23 protein-coding genes are annotated in these 23,213 nt (G+C 63.8%); 8 read left to right on the top strand and 15 right to left on the bottom strand.

The window, feature by feature from the left end; all coding sequences use genetic code 11:
• Positions 1-15: 15 nt before the first annotated feature.
• Positions 16-648: a hypothetical protein gene (locus ACIQC5_RS08295; protein WP_400280376.1), complete on the bottom strand. Its 633-nt coding sequence runs from the start codon at positions 646-648 to the stop codon at positions 16-18.
• A 267-nt stretch (positions 649-915) separates the two neighbouring features.
• Between ACIQC5_RS08295 and ACIQC5_RS08300 the strand changes: the two genes are divergently transcribed.
• Positions 916-2,913, top strand: coding sequence for a primary-amine oxidase (locus ACIQC5_RS08300; RefSeq protein WP_400280886.1), 1,998 nt, complete (start codon positions 916-918; stop codon positions 2,911-2,913).
• 103 nt (positions 2,914-3,016) lie between these two features.
• The gene (locus tag ACIQC5_RS08305; RefSeq protein ID WP_400280378.1) at positions 3,017-3,616 is read left to right on the top strand and encodes a TetR/AcrR family transcriptional regulator; all 600 of its coding nucleotides are present in this window, start codon (positions 3,017-3,019) and stop codon (positions 3,614-3,616) included.
• Positions 3,617-3,691: 75 nt separating this feature from the next.
• Here ACIQC5_RS08305 and ACIQC5_RS08310 read toward each other — a convergent pair whose 3' ends face one another.
• Both ACIQC5_RS08310 and ACIQC5_RS08315 read right to left on the bottom strand, forming a co-directional pair.
• Positions 3,692-5,050: an MFS transporter gene (locus ACIQC5_RS08310; protein WP_400280380.1), complete on the bottom strand. Its 1,359-nt coding sequence runs from the start codon at positions 5,048-5,050 to the stop codon at positions 3,692-3,694.
• A gap of 206 nt (positions 5,051-5,256) precedes the next feature.
• Positions 5,257-6,171, bottom strand: coding sequence for a LysR substrate-binding domain-containing protein (locus tag ACIQC5_RS08315; protein WP_400280382.1), 915 nt, complete (start codon positions 6,169-6,171; stop codon positions 5,257-5,259).
• A 133-nt stretch (positions 6,172-6,304) separates the two neighbouring features.
• On the opposite strand from ACIQC5_RS08315, the gene ACIQC5_RS08320 reads away from it, so the two are divergent.
• From ACIQC5_RS08320 to ACIQC5_RS08335, 4 genes are read left to right on the top strand one after another with little or no spacing between them, the layout of a single operon-like run.
• Entirely contained in the window at positions 6,305-6,736 is a 432-nt protein-coding gene (locus tag ACIQC5_RS08320) for a RidA family protein (protein ID WP_400280384.1), read from the top strand.
• Entirely contained in the window at positions 6,733-7,404 is a 672-nt protein-coding gene (locus ACIQC5_RS08325; RefSeq protein ID WP_400280386.1) for a DUF1028 domain-containing protein, read from the top strand. Before ACIQC5_RS08320 ends, ACIQC5_RS08325 begins: the two co-directional genes overlap by 4 nt.
• A complete protein-coding gene (locus ACIQC5_RS08330; protein WP_400280388.1) occupies positions 7,394-8,554 on the top strand; it encodes a M20 family metallopeptidase in 1,161 nt (386 codons plus the stop codon). Before ACIQC5_RS08325 ends, ACIQC5_RS08330 begins: the two co-directional genes overlap by 11 nt.
• 40 nt (positions 8,555-8,594) lie before the next feature.
• Positions 8,595-10,019, top strand: a complete 1,425-nt coding sequence (locus ACIQC5_RS08335) for an aspartate ammonia-lyase (protein WP_400280390.1) — start codon at positions 8,595-8,597, stop codon at positions 10,017-10,019.
• 68 nt (positions 10,020-10,087) lie between these two features.
• Here ACIQC5_RS08335 and ACIQC5_RS08340 read toward each other — a convergent pair whose 3' ends face one another.
• From ACIQC5_RS08340 to ACIQC5_RS08355, 4 genes are all read right to left on the bottom strand, one after another.
• Positions 10,088-10,579, bottom strand: coding sequence for a hypothetical protein (locus tag ACIQC5_RS08340; RefSeq protein WP_400280392.1), 492 nt, complete (start codon positions 10,577-10,579; stop codon positions 10,088-10,090).
• 92 nt (positions 10,580-10,671) lie between these two features.
• The gene (locus ACIQC5_RS08345) at positions 10,672-11,949 is read right to left on the bottom strand and encodes a flavin-containing monooxygenase (RefSeq protein WP_400280394.1); all 1,278 of its coding nucleotides are present in this window, start codon (positions 11,947-11,949) and stop codon (positions 10,672-10,674) included.
• A 278-nt stretch (positions 11,950-12,227) separates the two neighbouring features.
• The gene (locus ACIQC5_RS08350; protein WP_400280396.1) at positions 12,228-13,340 is read right to left on the bottom strand and encodes an EAL domain-containing protein; all 1,113 of its coding nucleotides are present in this window, start codon (positions 13,338-13,340) and stop codon (positions 12,228-12,230) included.
• Positions 13,341-13,448: 108 nt separating this feature from the next.
• Positions 13,449-14,162, bottom strand: a complete 714-nt coding sequence (locus tag ACIQC5_RS08355) for a TetR/AcrR family transcriptional regulator C-terminal domain-containing protein (protein WP_400280398.1) — start codon at positions 14,160-14,162, stop codon at positions 13,449-13,451.
• Positions 14,163-14,286: 124 nt separating this feature from the next.
• Here ACIQC5_RS08355 and ACIQC5_RS08360 point away from each other — a divergent pair, with 124 nt between their 5' ends.
• Positions 14,287-15,039 carry a DUF2306 domain-containing protein gene (locus ACIQC5_RS08360; RefSeq protein ID WP_400280400.1) on the top strand — a complete coding sequence of 251 codons (753 nt, stop codon included), beginning with the start codon at positions 14,287-14,289 and terminating at the stop codon, positions 15,037-15,039.
• On the opposite strand, the gene ACIQC5_RS08365 is transcribed toward ACIQC5_RS08360, so the two are convergent.
• The 7 genes from ACIQC5_RS08365 to ACIQC5_RS08395 form a co-directional block, all read right to left on the bottom strand.
• Positions 15,007-15,879: an SMP-30/gluconolactonase/LRE family protein gene (locus ACIQC5_RS08365; RefSeq protein WP_400280402.1), complete on the bottom strand. Its 873-nt coding sequence runs from the start codon at positions 15,877-15,879 to the stop codon at positions 15,007-15,009. The two genes, ACIQC5_RS08360 and ACIQC5_RS08365, sit on opposite strands and share 33 nt — an antisense overlap.
• 170 nt (positions 15,880-16,049) lie before the next feature.
• The gene (locus ACIQC5_RS08370) at positions 16,050-17,339 is read right to left on the bottom strand and encodes an adenylosuccinate synthase (RefSeq protein WP_400280404.1); all 1,290 of its coding nucleotides are present in this window, start codon (positions 17,337-17,339) and stop codon (positions 16,050-16,052) included.
• Between the two features lie 246 nt (positions 17,340-17,585).
• Complete coding sequence (locus ACIQC5_RS08375) at positions 17,586-18,101, bottom strand: hypothetical protein (protein WP_400280406.1); 516 nt, start codon at positions 18,099-18,101, stop codon at positions 17,586-17,588.
• A gap of 32 nt (positions 18,102-18,133) precedes the next feature.
• Entirely contained in the window at positions 18,134-18,892 is a 759-nt protein-coding gene (locus ACIQC5_RS08380; protein ID WP_400280408.1) for a hypothetical protein, read from the bottom strand.
• Positions 18,893-18,929: 37 nt separating this feature from the next.
• Positions 18,930-19,487, bottom strand: a complete 558-nt coding sequence (locus ACIQC5_RS08385) for a signal peptidase I (protein WP_400280410.1) — start codon at positions 19,485-19,487, stop codon at positions 18,930-18,932.
• Complete coding sequence (locus ACIQC5_RS08390) at positions 19,484-20,143, bottom strand: SipW-dependent-type signal peptide-containing protein (protein WP_400280412.1); 660 nt, start codon at positions 20,141-20,143, stop codon at positions 19,484-19,486. The genes ACIQC5_RS08385 and ACIQC5_RS08390 overlap by 4 nt, the downstream gene beginning before the upstream one ends.
• Before the next feature lie 3 nt (positions 20,144-20,146).
• Positions 20,147-20,761, bottom strand: a complete 615-nt coding sequence (locus ACIQC5_RS08395; RefSeq protein ID WP_400280414.1) for a SipW-dependent-type signal peptide-containing protein — start codon at positions 20,759-20,761, stop codon at positions 20,147-20,149.
• Positions 20,762-21,126: 365 nt separating this feature from the next.
• On the opposite strand from ACIQC5_RS08395, the gene ACIQC5_RS08400 reads away from it, so the two are divergent.
• On the top strand, positions 21,127-21,759 hold the full coding sequence (locus ACIQC5_RS08400) for a uracil-DNA glycosylase (RefSeq protein WP_400280416.1): 633 nt from the start codon (positions 21,127-21,129) through the stop codon (positions 21,757-21,759).
• A gap of 286 nt (positions 21,760-22,045) precedes the next feature.
• On the opposite strand, the gene ACIQC5_RS08405 is transcribed toward ACIQC5_RS08400, so the two are convergent.
• The gene (locus tag ACIQC5_RS08405; protein WP_400280889.1) at positions 22,046-23,038 is read right to left on the bottom strand and encodes an ABC transporter substrate-binding protein; all 993 of its coding nucleotides are present in this window, start codon (positions 23,036-23,038) and stop codon (positions 22,046-22,048) included.
• Between the last annotated feature and the right edge of the window lie 175 nt (positions 23,039-23,213).

Here is a 23,213-nt window from a genome sequence, read left to right on the forward strand (position 1 = left end):
GGTGGGTTTCGGTGGTTAGTGTTCGACGGCGGTGCGGGCCGCGGTGGGGACAGGTACGGGCGGTTTGACCTGGGTCAGCCGGCGGAGCGGACTACGGCGCGAAGCGCCCGGCAAACTACGGCGCGACAGGCGAAGGGCGGCGGAAGCCCCCACAAGGCACAGCAGCTCGATGCCAATCAAGGCAAGCATCGTTGGCGCGTGGCCGGACGAGAATGCGGCTTCTGCCATGCCGCCCTGGCCGGCATTCCCGGGGTGACTTGCACTTCCTTGATGACCAGCGGCCCCGGGCGCCACCAGCAGGATCAGGTGAATGAGGATCATGGCAGCGCTCATCGCCAGCAGGTGCCCGGAGGCTCTGCTCGTGCTCCGTGCTCGCCTCGCGCTCCCGGCTCTGCTCGTGTTGGCAGCCCACCTCGCGTTCCGGGCTTGGCTTGTCCCAACGCAAAAGCGCCCGGACACCAGCGGCGCAACGCATGCCAGGCAGGCCACCCCCATCGCAGCCATCCACAGAGCCATGGCTCCGGCTGGCCCGCTTACAGCCGCCACCACATGGGCGCCAGCACTGCCGGCGGCGGCGGTGCTGACGATGCCCGCAGGAACGATGCCCCTTGGAGCAAGGGCTGCTGGCAGGCGTTTTCGCTGGTCCATGGTTCTCCTGTTTGCCCGGCGTGGTTTTGGTCAGGGACTTTACGCCGGGCTTGTGAGGTGGGTAACATCAAAGCGTTGGTTGAACAGTTGTACCATCAAAATTCGACTTCAGGAAGTGCCATGACCCTTCAGACGACCCCCTTGGCTGCATCGCCGCAGGCCGGATCAGCGCAGGCTGCATCGCCGCAGGCCGAACCAGCGCAGGCTGCATCGCCGCAGGCCACGCCCGCTCAGCCCACGCCCACTCAGCACTTGCCTGAGCAGCCCATGCCTGGCACGCCACAGCTCGCCCACCCGCTTGACCAGCTCTCGGCCCAGGAGATCCACCAGGCCCGCAGGATCCTGACAGAGGCAGGCCTCGTTGCGGACACCACCCGCTTCGCCTACCTCGGCCTGATCGAACCGCCGAAGTCCGCCTTCCAAAAGGAGGCTGCCGGGGCCTCCCGGCTGGTCCGGGCCATGCTCTGGGACGCCGCGCATTCCCGGTCACTCGATGTTCGCCTTTCCCTGACCACTGGACAGGTGCTGGAACAGCGCGAGCTCAATCCGGCCGTCGACGGTCAGTTGCCTGTTCTCCTTGAGGAATTCGGGATTATCGAGGACATCCTGGCCGAAGACCCGCAGTGGAAAGCCGCCCTGGAAGACCGCGGCCTGACTCCGGCCCAGGTCCGCGTTGCTCCGCTCTCAGCAGGCGTCTTCGACTACGAAAATGAAGAAGGCAAGCGGCTCCTCCGCGGCTTGGGCTTCCGCCAGGACCACCCCGCCGACCACCCCTGGGCGCATCCGATCGATGGCCTCGTGGCCTTTGTGGACGTTGAGAACCGTCGGGTCAACCACCTGATCGACGACGGACCTGTGCCGGTCCCGGAGGTCAACGGCAACTACACGGCCCCTGCGATCCACGGCGAACTCCGCACTGACCTGAAGCCGATCGAGATCACGCAGCCCGAGGGCCCCAGCTTCACCCTGGAGGGCAACCACCTCTCCTGGGCCGGCTGGGACCTGCGCGTGGGCTTTGATGCCCGCGAAGGATTGGTGCTCCACCAGCTCCACCACTCGCACAAGGGACGCCGCCGCCCGGTGGTCCACCGCGCGTCCATCTCCGAAATGGTGGTCCCGTACGGCGACCCCTCGCCATACCGCAGCTGGCAGAACTACTTTGATTCCGGCGAATACCTGGTGGGCCGGGACGCGAATTCGCTCAAGCTCGGCTGCGACTGCCTGGGCGACATCACCTACATGTCCCCCCTGGTGGCGGACGATTTCGGCAACCCGCGGACCATCGAGAACGGCATCTGCATCCATGAAGAGGACGCGGGAATCCTCTGGAAGCACACCGACGAATGGGCAGGCTCCAACGAGGTCCGCCGCAATCGCCGCTTGGTGATCTCCTTCTTCACCACAGTGGGCAACTACGACTACGGCTTCTACTGGTACCTCTACCTGGATGGCACCATCGAGTTCGAGGCGAAGGCCACGGGCATCGTCTTCACGGCCGCGCTCCCGGATAAGAATTACGCCTACGCTTCAGAAATCGCACCCGGCCTTGGTGCGCCGTACCACCAGCATCTCTTCAGCGCCCGGCTGGACATGATGATCGACGGCGCCACCAACCGCGTCGAGGAACTGGACCTCGTGCGCCTCCCGAAGGGACCCGGAAATCCGCACGGCAACGCCTTCACCCAGAAGCGCACTTTGCTGGCCCGCGAATCGGAGGCTGTGCGCGACGCCGATGGCGCCAAGGGGCGTGTGTGGCACATCAGCAACCCGGACTCGTTTAACCACTTGGGCCATCCGGTGGGTTACACGCTCTACCCGGAAGGTAACCCCACGCTGGCCATGGCGGATGATTCCTCCATCGCGTCAAGGGCCGGCTTCGCCCGGCACCACCTCTGGGTCACCCACCACGCCGAGGACGAGCTGTACGCGGCGGGCGACTTCGTCAACCAGCACCCCGGCGGAGCAGGGCTTCCGGCGTATGTGGCGCAGGATCGCGACATCGACGGCCAGGACCTGGTGGTGTGGCACTCGTTCGGCTTGACCCACTTCCCACGCCCGGAGGACTGGCCCATCATGCCCGTCGACACCACCGGTTTCACCTTGAAGCCGCACGGCTTCTTCGACGAAAACCCCACACTCAACGTGCCGTCGTCGGCGGCCGGTCACTGCAGCACCGAAAGCACAGCTGACGGTGCTGCGCCAGGAGGCACCGCCGTCGAGCACTCGGGGCGAGGCACCAGCGAGCACGGCCACTGCGCGCACTGAACCCCGCCGTACCGCTTCAGGCCGTGGGGGCGCGCAGGAGCGCTCCCACGGTGGTAGGGTGCTCACGGTCCCAGCCATGAACCGCCGCGAACGAAGGAGCAGCATGCCACGCTTGGTCGATCACCAGGAACGGCGCCGTTCCATCATTGAGACCACGTGGCGGCTGATCGCTGAGCAGGGTATCGAAAATGCCAGCATGCGGGACATCGCCCGCGAATGCGGCTACGCGGCTCCGGGCGTACTGGCGCATTATTTCCCGAACAAGGACGCCCTGCTCCTGGCCTCCTATGAATTGATCTGTGAACGGACCAACGAACGTATCGCGGCAGGAACCACGGGCCGTCGCGGCCTTTCGGCGCTGCGCAGCCTGTGCCTGGAAATCATCCCGGCCGATCCGCTCACGGTGGTGGAGGCCCGGGTGGCTGTTTCCTTCTGGCAGCGCGCGCAGACGGAGGACGCCTTGCGCGCCGTCGGGCGGGACGCGCTGCTGCACTGGCGCGGCTTGGTGATGGACTTCTTGGCCCAAGCACAGCACGACGGCGACTGCGAACCTTTGGCGGACCCGGACGCGGTTGCCGATGAGCTGCTGAACATCATGATGGGGTTGCATGTCACATCAATGCTGGACCCGGACGCCGTGACGGGTTCGCGGCAACGACACCTGGTGGAGCGGGCGCTGGCACGGCTTGCCGTCACAGTTTGACCCCATCAAACAGACAATTCACCCCCGCACGCGAGGGTGAATTGTCCACTGGATGGTGTGTGTCTACGTGCGTACCTACGTGTGTGCCACGCCCTGCGTTGCCCGGGATGGGGTTCCCGCCGCGCGCAGGTCTTCCTCGTCCAACAGGTTCTTGCCCTTGCTTTCCTTCATGCTCAGCACAGCGGCCAGGCCAACCAGGCCGACCAGGATGAGGTAGAACGCCGGCATCATCTCGTTGCCGGTTTGGGCAATGAGCCAGGTCAGCACATAAGGAACGGTTCCCGCGAAGATTGCCGCGGTGACACTGTAGGCGATCGAGAGGCCGGTCTGCCGCGTCCGGGTCGGGAACAGTTCGGCGGCGGCCGCTGCGTGAACGCCAAGGATGAGGGCCAGAATGACTCCCAGGCCAATGGTGCTGACGATGCCCGCCCAGGCCGCGCCGGAGTGCATGACCAGGAACAGCGGGTAGGCCAACACCACCAGTGAAATGGCTGCCGCCACCAGAACCGGCTTCCTGCCGATCCGGTCAGAAAGCGCGCCCACCAACGGCACCAGAACGAGTCCGGCCACCGATGCCGCGGTGGAGAGCAGGGCGGCCATTCCGGCGTCGAAGCCCAAGACCTTTTCCTGGTACGTCAGGAGGTAAACCAGCACCACGTAGAAGGTCACGTGCATCATGATTTCCAGGCCGCTCATCTGAAGGAGCTGCTTCCAGTGGCGGGTGAACACCTCCTTGACCGGGCTCTGCGGGACATTGTCCAGCTGCTCGAGTGACCGGAATTCGGGAGTGTCCTCGATCTTGGAGCGAATGTAGAAGCCGATGACGCCCAACGGGACGGCGATCAGGAATGGAATACGCCACCCGCCGTCGGCAATGGTTTGGGCGTCCATGGCGCTACTTAGGATGAAGACGACAAGCGAGGCCACGAGGAATCCGAGGAGGCTTCCGAACTCAAGCCAACTGACGCCGAACCCGCGGTGCTTCCGGGGCGAGTACTCGGCGAGGAACGCTGCCGCGCTGCCGAATTCACCGCCCGCTGCGAGCCCTTGAACCACGCGGGCTGCGATGAGCAGAACGGGCGCCCAGAGGCCGATTGCATCGTAGGTGGGCAGGAGTCCGACCACCAGGGTGGCACCGCTCATGGACAGAATGACGATGGAGAGCGTTTTCTTGCGGCCAATCCTGTCGCCCAAAGTTCCGAAGACCAGGGCGCCCAAGGGCCGGACGCCGAAGCTGATGGCGAAGACCGCGAAGACGGAAAGCAAGGCTGCCGTGCTGTCCTGCTGGGGGAAGAAGACGACGGCGATTGTGGAGGCGAGGTAGGCGTAAATGGCCCACTCGAACCAGTGGACAAAGACGCCGATGGAACCGGCAGCGACGCTGGTGCGCAAGCCCTTCCGGCTGATCTGCCCCTCGATTTTGTTGGTGTTCACAGTTCCTCCTGGAGGAAAAGATCCGATGCTGGTTGGGGAGAGCGAGCCTTCGGCGGTCGACGTTGACCGACCTGTGGGGCTGCGCCACCAGAATGCGTGATGTGAGTCACGCCTGATTGCTGGCATAACCATTTTCGGACGCTGCTGCCCAATCTGTCGAATAGATTTTTAACAGCAAGTGCATCTGTTGAACAGATGCAGATTGATCAGGCGCGCGCTGCCCGCGCGGCCACGATCTGATGCCGGACTGCCTGCGCCACTGCCCGCACCCTGGCGGTGGGGCGGTGCGACTTCAGGTGGGCCAGGACCGTCTTCAATTCCGGCACGTCGTCGCGGATTTCAACGGAAGCCAGCTGGCCGCCGTCGTACGTCAATTGGTGCTGCGGGCGCTGATGAAGGATCGAATACCCCAACCCCCGGGCCACGAAAGTACGCACAGTTTCATAACTCCCCGAGCGGAATCGAACGTCAGGCTCCTTGCCGCCCAGCCGGGCGATGGACAGCATGAGGTCCCGCGTGTGAGGCAGGTCCAGCAACACGAAAGCCTCCCCGGCGAGCGATGACAACTGCACACCCTCTGAACCAGCGAGCTTATGGTTTGGCGGCAGCGCCACATACGGGCGGACCGTATCAACCACGGATCTGGAGATCGCGTCCGGCAAATCAAGGTCGTAGCACAGGGCAACATCCGCCTGCCCGCTCAGCAACGCGCTGATGCAGCCCGCCGTGTCGGTTTCGATGACTTCCGTTTCAAGGGCCGGATGATCTTCCCGCAATTTTGTCAGGACGCCGGGAAGGAGGAACGGAGCCAAGGTGCTGAAGCACGCAATACGTATACGTCCGGCGACACTCTGGTGTTCTCCACGCGCATGGTCAATGCTTTCCTCAACCTGCGCCAGGATGGCCTGTGCATCGCGCACGAACAGCTCGCCGGCCGGAGTGAGCACCAAGCCCTTGGAACGCTGCCTGATGAAGAACTGGGTGCCGACGTGGCGTTCAAGCTGAGCGATGGCAGCCGAGACCGCAGACTGGGCCACGTTCAAGCGAACCGCCGCGCCGGTCATGGAAAGTTGCGCCGCTGCTTCCACGAAGTAGCGCAATTGCGTCAAGGTCACGTCCATTCGACGAGGATACACCCTTCATCTGAAATGCCGATGCAATCGTTCTAAAAGAACTGTTGGACAGATTCAGCACCTCCCCGGAAGCTGAAGGTTACGAGCATCCGCTACACACCGATTGAAAGGCAGCTGCCAAGTGAAGCATCAGCGTATCCGCACGTTCAATACGAAGGACACCTACCCCGAGCAGAACCTGGACAACGATCTGTGCCAGGCCGTTGTGGCCAACGGCGTGGTCTATCTGCGAGGCCAGATCGGCCAGGATCTGGACACGCGCGAGTCGGTAGGCATCGGCGACGTCGAGGCGCAGACGGAAAAGGCCATGGCCAACATCGACATGTTGCTCAAAGAGGCCGGCAGCAGCCTCGAGGACATCGTCAAGGTCACCGTGTACCTGATCGACCCCCGCTACCGGGAAACGGTCTACCGCACCATGGGCCGCTGGCTCAAGGGTGTCTTCCCGGTTTCCACGGGAATCGTTGTCCAGGCGCTTGCACGTCCGGAATGGCTTGTGGAAATTGATGCCACAGCCGTGCTCTCCACTGAATCCAAGGAAGGCCAGCAGTGACGTTCAGCATTGCCGCCACGGACGGCCACGGCAGGTTTGGCTTGGCGGTCTCTTCGTCCTCACCCGCCGTCGCCGCCCGGTGTGCGCACCTGCGCGACGGCGTCGGGGCGGTCAGCTCCCAGAACATCACAGATCCGCGGTTGGGCCATGCGCTGCTTGACCGGCTGCAAGCCGGCTACTCCGCGCAGGAGGCGATTGACGCCGTCGTGCAGGAAGCACCAGCGGTTGACTACCGGCAGCTCGTGGTCCTGGACGCAAACGGCGGGTCCGCCGTGTTCAGCGGGGCGCACACTCTGGGCGTGCTTGGAGAGGGCAGCAGCGCAAACAGCGTGGCAGCCGGCAACATGCTCGCACACCCCGGTGTGGCTCAAGCCCTCTGCGACGGTTTTGAAGCGACCTCCGGTGAGCTGGAGGTTCGGCTCATGGCTGCCCTTCGTGCGGCTGAGACGGCGGGCGGCGAGGCGGGACCTGTGCGCTCGGCCGGCATTTCCGTGGTTTCCGGCCATGGCTGGCGGGACACCGACCTCCGTGTCGACTGGCATGAAGACCCTGTTGGTGAGCTCGAGCAGCTCCTGAGCGTCTGGCTTCCGCAGAGGCAGGACTATGTGATTCGTGGGCTGGACCCCGCGGCCTCTGTCGGTTACGGGGTGCCCGGCGATGCACGCTAAGGAAGCAACCGCCGTTCAGAGTGCGGGCCTTCAGCGTTCGCGTGTCCTGGATGCCGTGGCTCTTCAGCAGCCATCGCTGATTCGACTCTCCGAGACCCTCCACGCCAACCCCGAGCTCGGCTGGCAGGAACATCGCGCCGCCGCTTGGACCGCTGACTATTTAGCCGACCGTGGCTTCGACGTTGAGACGGAGTATCTGGGCTTCCCCACGGCCATCCGCGCAGTCTTCGGGACGGGCTCCCGGCGCATCGGGCTCATGGCCGAGTACGACGCACTTCCGGGCCTGGGGCACGCCTGCGGCCACAACATCATCACGGCAGTTTCCTGCGGTGCTGCAGTTGCCCTCGCCGATTTTGCCGCCGAACGGGACCTGACCGTGGAACTTTACGGGACGCCCGCAGAAGAAGGCGGCGGCGGAAAGATCGAGCTGCTCAAGAAAGGGGCTTTCCTCGGGTTGGATCTTGCCATGATGGCGCATCCCAGTCCCGTGGATTCCGCCGAAGCCCGCCCGTACGCCGTGGCCCACAACCACGTGGAGTACCGGGGCAAATCAGCGCACGCCGCGGCGTATCCCGATCAGGGCGTCAACGCCAACGACGCCTTCATCGTGGCCCAGGTGGCCTTGGGTCTCCTGCGCCAGCAACTGCCTGCCGGTACCCGCGTCCACGGCATCCAGACGCGCGGCGGCGAAGCGCCCAACGCCATCCCTGAGAAGACAGAGGGCCGCTGGTACGTTCGCGCCGAGTCGCTCGCCCAACTGGGGAAACTCGAAGAGCGGGTCCAGCGCTGCTTTGAGGCCGGGGCATTGGCATCCGGCTGCGAGTTGTCAGTAACCCCGGAGTCCGAACCCTATTCGGAGTTCCGCACGGACCTGCGAGCGCTGGAGCTTTACATCGGGCATGCGGAATCCCTGGGCAGGGACTTCAATGCACCGCCCGAGCAGGCCACCATGAACCGGGCCTCCACCGACATGGGCAATGTTTCCCAGATTGTTCCGGCCATTCATCCCTACATAGGGCTGGGCTGCTTCCCCGCGGCCAATCACCAACCCGAGTTCGCCGCGCATTGCGTCGGCGAGGCAGCCAACCTCGCCATTTACGACGGCGCCGCCGCCTTGGCGCTCACGGCGCTCGACTACCTGGCGGAGTAGCCAGGTTTCACTCCTTTGCGGCATTTCCAGGAACAGGACCATGACAGATCACATTCCCTCGCCCGACCACGTCCCGGGATCGCGACAGGAACACGACAGCCTCGGGGACGCTGATGTCCCTGAGGCTTCGTATTGGGGCATCAGCACACTGCGGGCAGTAGACAACTTCCCGGTCAGCGGGCGAACCATCGGCACCCTGCGGTCCCTCATCTGGGGACTGGGTGCCGTGAAGTATGCGGCGGCCCGCGCCAATGAGAGCCTGGGCCTCCTTGCGCCGGACAAATCAGCTGCCATCCAACAGGCCTCATGTGAGGTCATGGACGGTCTTCTCGACGGCCAGTTCGTGGTGGACACCATCCAGGGCGGTGCCGGGACCAGCACCAACATGAACGCCAACGAGGTCATCGCCAACCGTGCTTTGGAACTGATGGGTCATTCCAAAGGCGACTACTCGGCGCTGCACCCCATCGACGATGTCAACCGGAGCCAGTCCACCAACGACGTCTACCCCACGGCCATCAAACTCGCTCTCCAGCGGGAAATCTCGGCATTCTGTGACGAGCATGGCAGGCTCGTTGAGGCCTTCGAAGCCAAAGCAGTGGAATTCGCCGGCATTATCAAAGTGGGCCGCACCCAACTCCAGGACGCGGTACCCATGTCCATGGGCCAGGAGTTCGGGGCCTTCGCCGAGACCCTGCGCGAGGACCGCAACCGGCTGCTGGAACTCTTGCCTCACCTGCGGGAATCCAACCTTGGCGCCACCGCCATCGGCACCGGCATCACCGCTCCCCGGGCCTACCGGGCGGCCGTCATCAGCGAGCTCAGTTCCGTTACTGGCCTTGAGCTCATTTCTGCGACCAACCTTGTGGAGGCCACCAGTGACACGGGCGTGTTCATGCTCGTGTCCGGCGTCTTGAAGCGGGCCGCGGTAAAGCTCTCCAAGATCTGCAACGATCTTCGTTTGCTCTCCTCAGGCCCCCAGACGGGCTTCGCGGAGATCTTCCTGCCCGCGGTCCAGGCAGGCTCGTCCATCATGCCCGGGAAGGTCAACCCGGTGATCCCAGAGATGGTCAACCAAGTCGCCTTCCGCGTCATCGGCGCGGACGCGACGGTCACTATGGCCGTGGAGGCCGGCCAGCTCCAGCTCAACGCCTTCGAGCCCGTCATCGCCGATTCCCTGCTCGAATCCATTGCCTGGCTGACCGCCGCCTGCCGTCAGCTCCGGACCCACTGCGTTGACGGCATCATCGCGAACACCTCCATGCTGCAGCAGCGCATGATCGAGTCGATCAGCGTGGTCACTGGCCTTGCCCCCTTGATCGGCTATGCCGCCGCTGCCGAATTGGCCAAGGAGGCCCTCGCTACCAACCGCGGCATTGCGGACCTGGTGATGGAGCGTGGACTACTGGACCAGCAGAAGATGGAGGACGCGCTTTCGGCCAGGTCACTGGCGGGGCTCGGCTGACGTCCCGGTCATCCAACAACGCGAAGCCCCCGACGGCGGCACTCACGTGAGTGCCGCCGTCGAGGGCTTTAACGCGGTGGCTTGAAGGCCTTTCCGGACTGCGGTGAGTACGCGGACCATCCGGTGTCGCCGGTTTGTTCCGATGCCTTTCCACGGGCGATTTCGTCGTCTTTCAGCCTCTGCGCAACCGCCAGGGCATCGAACGCTGCCGCTGCCTTCACGTTGGCTGCCACTCCGCCGCGGAACCGGCGGACCTGGGCTTGGTGTTCAAAATATTTGAACTCGACTTGGTACGCTTCGCCGAGCTCGTCCGCCAACAATTGGGCTAGTCGGACGCCCTCCGCCGCGTACTTGCCGGCCAGTTCTGCGGATTTCCATTCCAGATTCCGGGTCAGCGAGTCGTAGTAGGACTGCTCCCAGTCCTTGAGGCTCCGGACAAGCGCTTCCGTAAGTCCAGCGACTTCATAGTCAACGGGCAGACCTGCAAACCACAGCACGGTGTCGCCATAGTCCGGAAACATGCGCACTATCGCCCGCCCGGGCTCCTCCGAGATGGTCATATTCGCGATCCTAGTGCAGCGGCAATTCGCCCTAAAGCGCGAAATGGGGACCATGCCGGATTGGCATGGTCCCCTCACTCGGCGGAGGCGGCTTAGGCGGCTCCGCTGGCCACCAGCGCGTGCTGTTCGTTGTGCGCCAGGTAGCTCCGCTGGATGGCGATCTGGTCAGCGACGTACTTGGCGTCGTGCCATACGCCCCAAATGAAGCTGGATCCGCGCCGCGACTGCCACGGTAGTCCCAGGAAGTAGACCCCGGGTTCGGTGGACACACCGCGTTGCTGGCGCGGCTTGCCGTTCTCGTCGAAGGCGTCCACTTGCAGCCAGCTGTAGTCGACCGCGAAGCCCGTTGCCCAGACGATCGATGCAACCCCGGCCCCGGCCAGGTCAAGCTCCAGAATCGGGTTGGTAAGGCTCTCCGGATCCTTCCGCTGGAGCCGGGCCTCGGGCTCTTCGGGGAGGTCCAGGCCGTTACGCTCGATGTACGCGTCAGCTTCGTCCAACAGTTCCAGATAGTGGGCGTCGCCATTGGCGATGTTGTCGCTGAGGTCCTCCGCGAAGCGCATGGTGCCGTTTTCGAAGGCCGTGGTCCGGCCCACCAATTTGATGCCGTTCTCGGCGAGGGCACGGAAGTCCACCGTGTGGCCGCCGTCTGCGCCGCTCACTGCGATGGTGACGTGCTCGGCGCCCTGTGCGGGAGTGGAAGCGTCCCACTTGCCGAGCACACCCAGCCACCAGCAGAAGTCCCGTCCGCGGTAGCTCCGCGGCGGACGGTCGTGCGGCCCGACAGACAGGAAGACCTGACGGCCCGAACGCTGGATTTCGGCGGCGATCTGCACGCCCGAAGACCCGGCCCCGACCACCAGCACGGCGCCTTCGGGCAGTTGCCCCGGGTTGCGATACGAGCTGGAGTGCATCTGTACGAGGTCGGCATTGCCGGGAACGACGCCGGGAATCACCGGACGCTGGAACGGCCCGGTGGCAGCCACGACGTAGCGAGCCTTGAACCCGCCTTCCGATGTCTGCACGTCGAAGCCCGGTTCGCCCACCTTCCTGCGCACCGACTGCACGTCAACACCGCAGCGGATCGGCGCGCCAATCTTCTCTGCATAGGCGACGAAGTAATCGGCAACCTGCTCCTTCGATGGGAACTCACCGGGCTCAAGGTCCGTGAATTCCAGGCCCGGGAACCGGTCATGCCACGCAGGCCCGTTTGCGACCAGCGAGTCCCACCGCATGGTGCGCCAGCGCTCTGCGATCCGGTGGCGTTCCAGAACGAGGTGGGATATTCCCCTTTCGGTCAGATGTTCACTCATCGCAACCCCGGCCTGACCTGCGCCGACGACGAGGACCTCAACCTCTTGGCTTGTCATGTGGATCTCCTATTTTTGGCACATTGCCACAGCTCGCATGGACGCGCACGGCGTCAAACCCCGCGTCCTTTGGCCGATCCCGTCGTTGGGAACCTTCGGTTGAACTGGCGGTCGCTGTGGCCCTCATATTTGACGGTTGATCCATTTTTACTTGGGGCAACTACATCTGCATAGCGCATAAAACAGGTCAATCACATCTGAAATTCCGATGCTGAAAACCTCGACGGCGGTGGGCCGCCCACCCGGAGCGACCCACCGCCGTCGTAAATTCCAGTCAGTTAACCCGCAGGCTGAGGTTCCGCAGACGAGTGGATGGTCCAGGATGACCATTCGAGCGGGTCAACAGAGGGACGCCCCAAGAGGTAGCCCTGCGCCGCAGTCACGTTCAGAGCGGTGGCTTCCCGGAGCTCCTCAAGGGTTTCGATGCCCTCGGCAACAACGTCGGCCCCGATCTGGTTGGCAACCTCAACGATTGCCTTGGCGCGGGTCCGCTGCCCCTCGGAGCCCTCGATGCCTTCGATCAGATAGCGATCCAGCTTGACGATGTCCGGGCTCAGCTCCTCAACCCGGTCCATGGATACCAAGCCCGCCCCCGAAGCACTGATGGCCAGCCTCAACCCCCGGCTGCGCAACGGCCCCAGGCCACGTTCCTTGGACAGGCCGCCGGCTGCTTTAAGGCTGCCTGTGAGTTCAACGACGATCCTCTCCGGCGGCAAGTAAGGCTCGCTCAGCAACTTCCTGACGCGCGGGTCCTGGGCCGTTGCCGGTGTGAGGTTGAAGGCAACAAACAGGTTGGCCGGAATGTCCTCTGCAGCTGCCAGCGCGCAGTGCAAGGCGGCAATTTCCAGTTCGGTCCCCAGCCCCGCATCCGAGGCCTCGCGGAACCACACGTCGGCGGCAGCGCCGTCCTGTTCAACAAACCGGATCAGCGCCTCCACTCCGATCACGTCGCCGCCCGGCAACGCATGGATTGGCTGGAATGCCGTGAGGAGCAGCTTGTCCCGTAACACGGTCTGAATCCGCTTGCGGACGTCGGCGTCTACCGGCACCGTGACAGTCTGCGGCGCCTCCGATGTCTCACGGTTGAGGCTCATGGATTCCTGATGGGCGGGCGCCTGTTCCAGGGCGTCCGTAACCTTGCGAGTCTCGATCAGATGCTCCAGCAAGGCACGCTTGGGATCATCGGGATGCGATTCGACGAGCTTCCGGAGCGCTTTCAGAGCCCATTCGCTCTTCGCATCCACGTCGGCAAGGATCTCGTCAATAATCTCCCTTGCCTGCTGACGGATAGCCATCTCGTCTACGGCCTGGAACGGTGACGCACGCGCGTCATCCTCGACTGGGCGGCGGGAGCCCCCAGCCGCTGAAAAAGAGAGCCCGTCGTGAGACATTGGCTATTCCTTTACGACTATTCGTGCCGGCTGAGCCCAGCATGCTTTGCCACGAATCCTATAGGAGAAAATCGTCCACACGGTACGCAGCGGCCGTGGGCGCGTTGCCTAGCCGCCTGACTTCCAGTTCCGCTCGTGGAGTCGCTCAAAGCCGTCCAGAAGCACGTCGAGGGCAAACTCGAACTCGAATTGGTCGTCACAGCCGTGCCCGACGACGGATTCGTCGTCATGTGCTGCTGCCATGGCGATCTGAAAGAGGTTCGGATAACTCTCTGCCATCTGCCGCGCCATCGCGGCCCGCGCTTCCGTCGTTACGATTGCTTCCCCGTTGCCGTCCTGCCCGGCTGAGTCATCAAACACCTCTTGGGTGAACCCCCACATTCGGCTGCCCAGGGCATGCATGACGTGGTGTGTGAGGTCCGCCGAAAATCCGCCTGCCAGAAAAATGCCCACGAACTCGTTCATATAACCAAGTACCACCGGCGTCGCATTGGTGCGTGATTCGACCACGGGACGGGCCCAGGGATGCCGCAGGAGGGCGCTCCTCGCCGAGAGAACCCGTGTTCGGACCGCGCTCTTCCAGTGGGCGTCCGGAATCGGAGGGTCGATTTCGCCGATGATCGCGTCCACCATGCCATCGAGGAGTTCCTCCTTGTTGGCGACGTGCTTGTAGAGCGCCATCGGAACAACGCCAAGCTCCTGGGCAAGCCTGCGCATGCTGAGTGACTCCAGGCCCGCCTCGTCCGCAAGCACGACGGCGGCCAGCAGCACACGCTCCCGGTTCAGAGGTATGCGTGTGGCTGCCTCTGCCAGCTGGGTCATCTGAGGTGCCGCCTTCCCGAAATATCTCTGGGTTTTGGGTCAGGTGTTGACAGGTATACAGCGTACACCTAACCTCAATTCCATAAAGGTGTACGCCGTACACCTCTGAGCTTAGGGTCGAGCCATGACATCAGAAACCACCCACCCCGCAATCCGTCGCCGCCCGGCAAAGTGGGCCGTGCCCGTCGCGTTGATCTTGCTCAGCCTCATCCCGGTGATCGCTGGAGCGGCGCGTCTCTCCGAAATGACGGGCGGCGCTACCGTGACGCCGCAGAACGCCAGATTTTTCGACTCGCCCGTCCCGGTAGTAACCCACATCGTCAGTGTCACTGTTTACAGCCTGCTCGGGGCATTTCAGTTCGTGCCATCACTGCGGCGAGGCAAGCGCGCGTGGCACCGGATAGCCGGACGCACCCTGGTGCCGGCTGGCCTGATGGCTGCCCTCTCCGGCTTGTGGATGTCGGTGTTTTATGCGCTTCCGGAGAGTGACGGCGAGGCTCTCATGGTTCTTCGGCTCATCTTTGGTTCGGCCATGCTTGCGAGCATTATTCTGGGTCTCCTTGCGATCCTCCGTCGGGACTTCGTGGCGCACAGCGCGTGGATGACCCGCGCCTACGCAATTGCCCTGGGCGCAGGAACCCAGGCCGTGGTGCTCCTTTCCTGGATGCTCGCCGTGGGACCGACTGACGAGACAACCCGGGCCGCGCTCATGGGTGCTTCGTGGGTGATCAACCTCGCGGTGGCCGAGTACGTCATTCAGCGGCGTTCGAGGACGTCCGGCCGGGCCTCACGCGCTGCGGGCCGGGCACTCAAACGTATCCGGTCTGCGTCGCCGGATTCAGCGTTAGTGGCGCCCGGAGGTCGCATCCCCAGTTGACGTGCGCAACCGGTACAGGGACGTCGTGGCCGTGATGTACAGATCACTGCCATCGGCCCCACCGAAACAGAGATTGGATACCCTTTCGGGAACATCGACGGCGGCAAGCAGTCCGCCGTCTGGCGCATACACACGGACAGACGGGCCTGCCGAAGTCCAGACACGCCCCTCAACGTCCACGCGGAAACCGTCCGAAGCCATGCCGTCCTCCAGCTCCACGAACGTCGTTCCGTCGCCGCACACACCGCCCGCAACCGGGTACGCAGCGATTCGGAATGGCACTCCGAGTCCAGGCCCCGCGGTGTCCGCGACATACAGAAGGGACTCGTCCGGGGAGAACGCCAAGCCGTTGGGGTGCACGAGATCCGTGACCACAGGAGTCAGCTCGTTGCTCGCCGGGTCGAACCGGAACACGTAGCAGCCACCGTACTCCTGCTCACCTTGGTGACCCTCGATCGTCCCGGGCAGGATTCCATAGGGCGGATCCGTGAACCACACCGTGCCATCGCCCGCAACCACCACATCGTTGGGCGAATTGAGCCGACGGCCACCGAACGAGTCAACGATTACGGTCACCACGCCGTCGCGGTCCCGCTCAACGCGCCTGCGGCCGTGGCTGCACTGCACCACGCTTCCATCGTGGTCCAGCGTCCGCCCGTTGGTATATTCGACGGCGGTGGCGTACTCGTGCGCCCGGCCCGTGGCCGGATTGAACTCCAGGATGCGGTTGTTGGGGATGTCGCTCCACCGCAGGGTCTGCGACTCAGGTAACCAAACAGGCCCCTCAGCCCACACAGTGCCTTCGAACAACTTCTCCAGAGTGCCAGTGATCAGTTCCACCCGGTCTCCTTTCGCTAGGGATCGAGTTGAGCCTATACGTCAGCCCTCAGTTTCCCGGGCAACGGACGCGTCCGACGGAAACGACGACGGCGGGCCACCCAGGTTCCACATGGAACCAAGGTTCCGTAGGAACCCAGGGTGACCCGCCGCCGTCGTAAATGCAGTAAAGGCTAGTCGTTGATCAGATCGTGAACCACGATTGTCTGGTCGCGGTCCGGGCCGACGCCGATAGCCGAGAAGCGTGTGCCGGAGAGCTTTTCAAGAGCCAGCACGTAGTTGCGGGCATTCTCCGGGAGGTCTTCCATGGTGCGGGCGCCGGTGATGTCCTCGGTCCAGCCGTCGAAGTACTCGAAGATCGGTACCGCGTGGTGGAACTCGGTCTGCGTCATGGGCATTTCGTCGTGGCGGACGCCATCAACGTCGTAAGCAACGCAGACCGGAATCTGCTCGATGCCCGTGAGGACGTCCAGCTTGGTGACGAAGTAGTCAGTGAAACCGTTGACGCGGGAAGCGTGGCGCGCCAGGACGGCGTCGTACCAACCACAGCGGCGGGGACGGCCGGTGTTCACACCAAACTCGCCGCCTGTCTTCTGCAGGTAAACGCCCATGTCGTCGAACAGTTCCGTGGGGAACGGACCGGCACCAACACGCGTGGTGTACGCCTTGATGATGCCGATGGAACGCGAAATGCGGGTGGGGCCAATGCCGGAACCAACCGAAGCACCGCCGGCAGTCGGGTTGGAGGAGGTGACGAACGGGTACGTGCCGTGGTCCACGTCCAGGAACGTTGCCTGGCCGCCCTCCATGAGCACAACCTTGCCCTCGTCGAGTGCGTTGTTGAGTTCAAGCGTGCTGTCGATGACCAGCGGACGCAGGCGTTCGGCGAAGGACAGGAAGTACTCCACGATCTCGTCCGCAATGATGTCGCGGCGGTTGTAGACCTTGACCAGGAGTTCGTTCTTCTGGCGCAGCGAGCCCTCCACCTTCTGGCGAAGGATCGACTCGTCGAACACGTCCTGGACACGGATACCCAGACGGGCCACCTTGTCCATGTACGCCGGGCCGATGCCGCGACCCGTGGTGCCGATCGCGCGGCTGCCGAGGAAGCGTTCGGTTACCTTGTCGAGTACCTGGTGGTACGGCGCGACGAGATGGGCGTTGGCAGAAACACGCAGGCGCGATGTGTCCGCTCCCCGGGCCTCAAGACCGTCGATTTCCTGGAACAGGGCCTCAAGGTTCACCACGCAGCCGTTGCCAATAATCGGAATGGCGTTGGGGCTCAGAATGCCTGCGGGAAGGAGCTTGAGCTCGTACTTCTCACCGCCAACCACCACGGTGTGCCCGGCGTTGTTACCGCCGTTGGGCTTGACCACGTAGTCAACGCGGCCACCGAGCAGATCGGTTGCTTTGCCTTTGCCTTCGTCGCCCCACTGGGCTCCGACGATCACGATAGCGGGCATGGGATCCTCCCCCATTCTTTCGGGCGAGACCCAGCCGGATGACCAGGACTCGACGCCGTACATGAGAATGCCCCGACGTTACCGGTGCAGCCTGCCGCGGGCGGCGACTAACGCAAGAGTTTCGGGGCTCTTACCAGCCAAGTTTAGCCGATGGGACCGGAATACCTTGTGTCAAGGACTGCACGACGGCGGTCGCGTGAAGTTTTGTTCGCCGCGGAACATCCGGTTGGCCCCGGGGAAAGATTGCTAGACCACATTGGTACAAGAGCCGCCAATACCGGCGACGAGACCTGCATTCGCCCTGACGGACACCGGCGTGGACTTCCACCCGGCCGCTGTGATGTAAATGTCCACTTGGAACTGCGTGTTGAACCCCAGCAAACCGCCGAGGAGCGTTGCCGGAATGTCCGTGGTGTAGCCGGCTGACGAGCCCGTGGTGTTGGCTACTCCCGGATACCCCTGCAGGGTGGTCACCGTGGATCCAGCAGTAATCAAGTGGACGTCGATCACGGCGTCCGACAGATTTGGATACCCTGCCGGAGGCTTCCAATAGATCCGGACGTATGCCCCTGCGCCAAGAAAAGCGGCATTGTATTCGCACGGGCCGTTCAAGCTCGCCGGTGGAATCGTGATCGTCCCGAAGCTGCCGTTGGAGAATTGGGCCCGCTGCCAGGCAGCTTCGGTCGCCGGCGGGCTGGATGCCGCGAACAGCATGGCAAGCGGGACGAGCAGGGTGCCGAGAAACGCCAATCGCCTCTTCATTCGACCCTTCGCGCGGGCTGCCCGACGCTTCCTCATGCGTGTGCACCCCGCAGCCGCGCGAGCCCAAACCCTACCCCTACGGCCAACAACCCCAGGAGAGCGGCTGCACCCAACCGGAAACCCGTGCTCGCCAGACCGGCCTGATCGGACAGGCCGCCGTTCAGGCCAGCGCCCGGCTGGCCGGCACCCGCGCCATTCAGGCCGGCACCCGCGCCGTCGCCGTCACCCTGATCACCGGAGCCATGGACACGGGCCACAAGATGCATCCTGCTCCCCTGAACCTCCGCGGGAGCGTCCTGGGCAAGGGTTGCCGAGAGCAAGACGTACGTTCCCTTGGACCACGAACTCCCGGGGTCCATGAGGCTGACCCACAGCCCCTCCGCCCTGTTCATTGCCGTGAGTGGCAGCAATGTCCTTTCACCCTGCCCGCAGGAGCCGCCCACCCACGGCTCAGCACAAGCACTGACCTCCACGGACAGGAAATCGACCAGGTCCGGAGCGGCAGCGATTACCGAGCCGGACGTTCCAACAAGCCCTGCCGAAGCCTCTGCAGCGGAACCGGCCTGAGCGGACTCAAGCATGATCGCCAACCAACTGGCCGGCTCACCAGGCGCGCGAACATCAACCGCCCAATCCGCACTGTCCCCCGGGGTGAGTCGATGCACTTCCCCGGCCGGACCGGCGTCGAGCTCCAACCAACCCGAAGGCCCGTCATCGGCGGCCGCCGGCGCAATCCCTGCAGCCACCGCAGCGAGCGCCGAAAACACTGCCACGAGGACAGCGAGCAGCACTCCACGCGCACACCGCCCTGATCCTGATAAGGCCCGACTACCCCGCATCGGCATCCCTCCGGCGCCGGGGCCACAACACCCACGTCACCAACGCCGCGACGGCCACAGTGATCACGCCCAAGGCAAGGGGGCTGGAAACGGCGGCCAGCGGATAGGCCAGCCCCGGCGCGGACCACAACACCACCCGGACGCGTTCCACCACGTAAGGCGCAGGGTCGGCACCCGTATTGGCGTCGCCCTTCATGGTGATGGTCCTTACGGGTCCGTCGGCCGGCTCGATTGATTGAACTCGATGCGTGATGGGCAGCTTCCCCGGCCGGTCCACCGTCACCACATCGCCGATCCTGATCTCGCTCGCCGGAATCTCACGGACGACAGCCAGGGAGCCCGCCGGAATGGTCGGCGACATGGAACCGGTCTTGAACAGGATCAGCGTGATGTGGAAAACCAGCGCACAAATGACGGCAGCAATGCACACCGCGCCGCCCGCCGCCGCGATATTGAGCAGCCACTCACGCAGCCGGTTACCGGTGCTTTGACGACGACGGCGGGTTGGGCTTGGTGTCTGCTGGTCCGGCACGGCGAGGTGCTTCATGAGCTGGAGGTGGCAGTGAACTGCCAGGTCGCTGTGGCCGTCGTGCCCTGCAAAGCGTTGTCGGACCCCACAGGGAGCGACACCTCAAAGCAGAACTGCGTCGGCGTACCGGGCAACGTGGCCGTGGCAGCCGCCAAGGAATTCACGACGCCGGCAGCTTGGCCTTGGGTGAACGGCTTGACGCCATCGCTGCCCACCACGAAATCGGGCGTCCCGGTGAACGACGACGCCTGGCACGTCGCCGACCGGACCACCCGGTAGCGAAGTGCAGCGCCCAAATCTCCTGTTCCCGTGCCGCTGCTGGTGACCACCGGTATTTCGAGGACCACTTCACCAGCCACGGACGTCGCCTTGGTCCGGATGGCAAAGGGCGCATAGACAATCGTGCCGGGGCTCATGGCGGTCGCGTTGAACACCAAAGTGGCCCCCGGAGAGACGTCGTTCGGGCTCCACGTACCCAAGGCGTCGTACGGCTTGGTCACGTTGGATTCCGTTTGGAACACGCTGGTTCCAAACGATCCCCCTGCAAAGTCGCTGTCCGTCCACGAGGCAAGTGTCACAGAGCCGCCCAGCCCGAGCGCCAAAGCCCCGGCAAGGAGGGCACGGATGCGGAGAAACACCACATCCGGCCTCGTATTTGCTCGTCCATCACCCATGGATTACTGAGACTGTGCGGCGAATTCCCACGTGGTGGACCCGGTTTGGGCTTGGACTACTGCCCCGGCGGTAACCCTGAAGCAGAGGTTCACGGGGTCCCCTGGATCGGTGTCGGCGCCCTGGGTCAACGCGAAGGTGACGCTGCCCGGCGTCGAGCCGAGTGCTTGTCCCGAGGCAACCAGCGTTTCCGTCACGGCCTCAGAGCAGCCAAAGGCATCAGACTGGGTGAGCTCGTAGGTCAGGCCAGTGAGCGAACCAGTGGACGCTTCGGTGGAGACCGTGACCGTGGCGTCGTACGTGGATGCACCGTCCAGCCGGACGGCGAACGGAGCTGTGACGACGTCGCCGGGTGAAAGATTCTCAGGATTTGTGGTGAACCCCAGTGTGGCCGGTGAGCCCACCGGGTTCTCGGTGAACGTTGTTCCGTTGATGCTGCCCTGCAAGTTGAAGGAGCCGGCCGTAAAGGTTCCTTGCGCGAACTCGGAACTGTTCCAAGCAGCCAAGGTCAGCGCCGCGCCTACGCCGAGGACGAGACCTCCGGCCAGGATTGCGCGAATTTTCGGTGCTTTGCCGGGACGCTGCTTTGATTCCGGTGACGTTTCTGTTGATGCAACCACGTGTACCCCCACGCTAGATGATGCTCACGAATCGATGCGATGCCAGGATGTGGGAGTCCCCAAGAAATGGTCCCCCCAATACCAGTAGCCCCAACCCATCACCTGCAGAGGTCAAAGTCAACGGCTCTGACCTGCACTAACGGGATTATGTCGAGCACGAAGCCGTCCACCGCCGTCGAGATCCCTACCACGTTGTCCGCAACACGCCGGGTCGCATTCACAGGGCGCGCCGTAGAGGGGCATACGGGAGGCCACAATTCCGGTAAGGTTAACCAGCCCCCAACAGCACCCTTTGAGGTTCGGCAGCGGCATGCCCGCAGCCCTCTTGAACGGCGCGCAGTAACACCTAGGAGACACAACCACTGATGCAAGACTTGGCGACTGATTCACCAAACGAACTCCTCTGGAACCGCCGTTACGAACCCCACATCGCCGAGGTCACCGGGCTGTGCGATTCCCTCAAGGAACAGAAGCCGGGCAGCGAGGTCCTCTACATCGACCCCGCACACAGTGTTGATGACTGCCGCATCGTCAGCCTCTTCTCCAACCAGCGCACCACGTCCGGCGAAGGCTTCATTGCCCCGGGCGACGAGGAAGCAACCACCCGCATGCTCGGAATGCAGTGGCAGCTGGGTCTGCGTCCCGAGCTCGTCATGCCGTGGAACGCTTACCCATGGATCGAGCCCAACGAAGAGCCCGGCAAGCTGACCCCGGCCAACATCACCGAGGGTCTCAAACCACTCCTTCGCCTTCTGCAGCTCCTGCCCCGCACCTCGGCCCTGGTGGCTCACGGCAACGAGGCACACCGCCTCGCGGACCAGCTCATGAAGGCTGCCCCCGCCAGCATCGCCCGCCGTGGCTTCAAGACGTTCAAGGTCCGTTCACTGGGCGGCCGCTCGTTCGCAGGCTCCCCGGTCCGGCAGCAGGAATACCTGGACGCCATCCACGGCGCCTACGCCGAGGCCATGGCACGCACGGGTATTCCCCGCAAGGCCTAGTTGCAGGGCCAGGTTTGCGCCCCAAACCCACGTTGAGGCACGCAGAGCAGGCCACACAACGCACCCACCCTTCGTTGCGGGGCCCGGTTTGCGCCCCAAACCCACGTTGAGGCACGCAGAGCAGGCCACACAACGCACCCACCCTTCGTTGCGGGGCCCGGTTTGCGCCCCAAACCCACGTTGAGGCACGCAGAGCAGGCCACGCAACGCACGACGACGGCGGCCCTCACCTTTCGGTGAGGGCCGCCGTCGTCGTTGGGGTGCTTGTGTCGGGGAGTCGCAGGCGTCAGCCGGCCAGCATGCTGCGGAGGTCCTTGAGGATCAGCTGCGCGCCTGTCGGGCCGAGGCCAAGGAACCAGACGTCGTCGTTGACTGCCTTCGCCTGGCCTGCCTTGACGGCGCTGAGCTTGGGCCAGACAGCGCCTTCGACCACCGACGTTTCGCCGGTTGCCGCGGGCTCGCCATAGCTGCTGTAGAAGATCCAGTCGGCGTCGCCCTGCTCGATGTTCTCGGCCGAGATCTCGGCGGCGAGTTCATCAATGTTCTGGTTCTCCGGTCGGGCCAGTCCGGCGTCCTTCAGGATCACGCCGATCAGGGACTTGTTCGCGTAGAGGCGGATCTTGCCGGGGAGGAAGCGCACCAAGGAGATCTTGGGATCGCCCTTGACGTCTGCCTTGAGGGCATCAGCCTCGGTCTGGTAGTCGTTCAGAGCCTTGACGGCCTTGTCTTCTTCACCGAGGGACTTGCCCACCAGAAGGAAGTTTTCCTTCCAGGGGAAGCCCGGGCGGATGCTGAAGACCGTGGGAGCAATGGCGGACAACTGCTTGTACAGCTTGTCGGCGCGCAGCTGGCTGCCCAGGATCAGGTCCGGCTTCAGGGCTGCGATGGCCTCGAGGTTGAGGTTCTGGATGGTGCCTACCGAGGGAACGTCCTTGACCCTGTCAGCCAGGTAGCTGGGGACAGGGTTGGCGCCTTCAGTGGTGGCCATTCCCACGGGCGTCACACCCAACGTCACGACGTCGTCGAGCTCGCCGGTATCGAGCACAACCACACGGCTGGGCTTCTGCTCAAGGGTGGTTTCACCGTTGGCGTGCTTGAGCGTGCGGGGGAAGACTCCGGGAGCGGCATCTGTGCCCAGCTTCGCGGTCTCCTGGTCAGCGGTGGTGAACTTGGAGCCACCTGTTGCAACATCGGCGTTGCCGGCGCTCGAACCGGAGCCACCGCTCGCGCCACAGCCTGCCACGAGGCCCATCACCAAGGCCGCGCCGGCGATCTTCATGGCCAGGTTTCGCACGCGGGCAGCCTTGCGCGGCCGTACTTCAGAATCGTCATTTTTCACGGAGTAAGGCTAACCTAATTAAGGCCGCCCTTCGTAACGCTGTGAGCACAGTCACGAAAGCCGTCGATCCATAGTTGTTGTCCCAGCCCCTTCGGAATGGTTATCTGTTGTGTCC

Source organism: Paenarthrobacter sp. NPDC092416, from assembly GCF_044755025.1.
GTDB lineage: Bacteria > Actinomycetota > Actinomycetes > Actinomycetales > Micrococcaceae > Arthrobacter.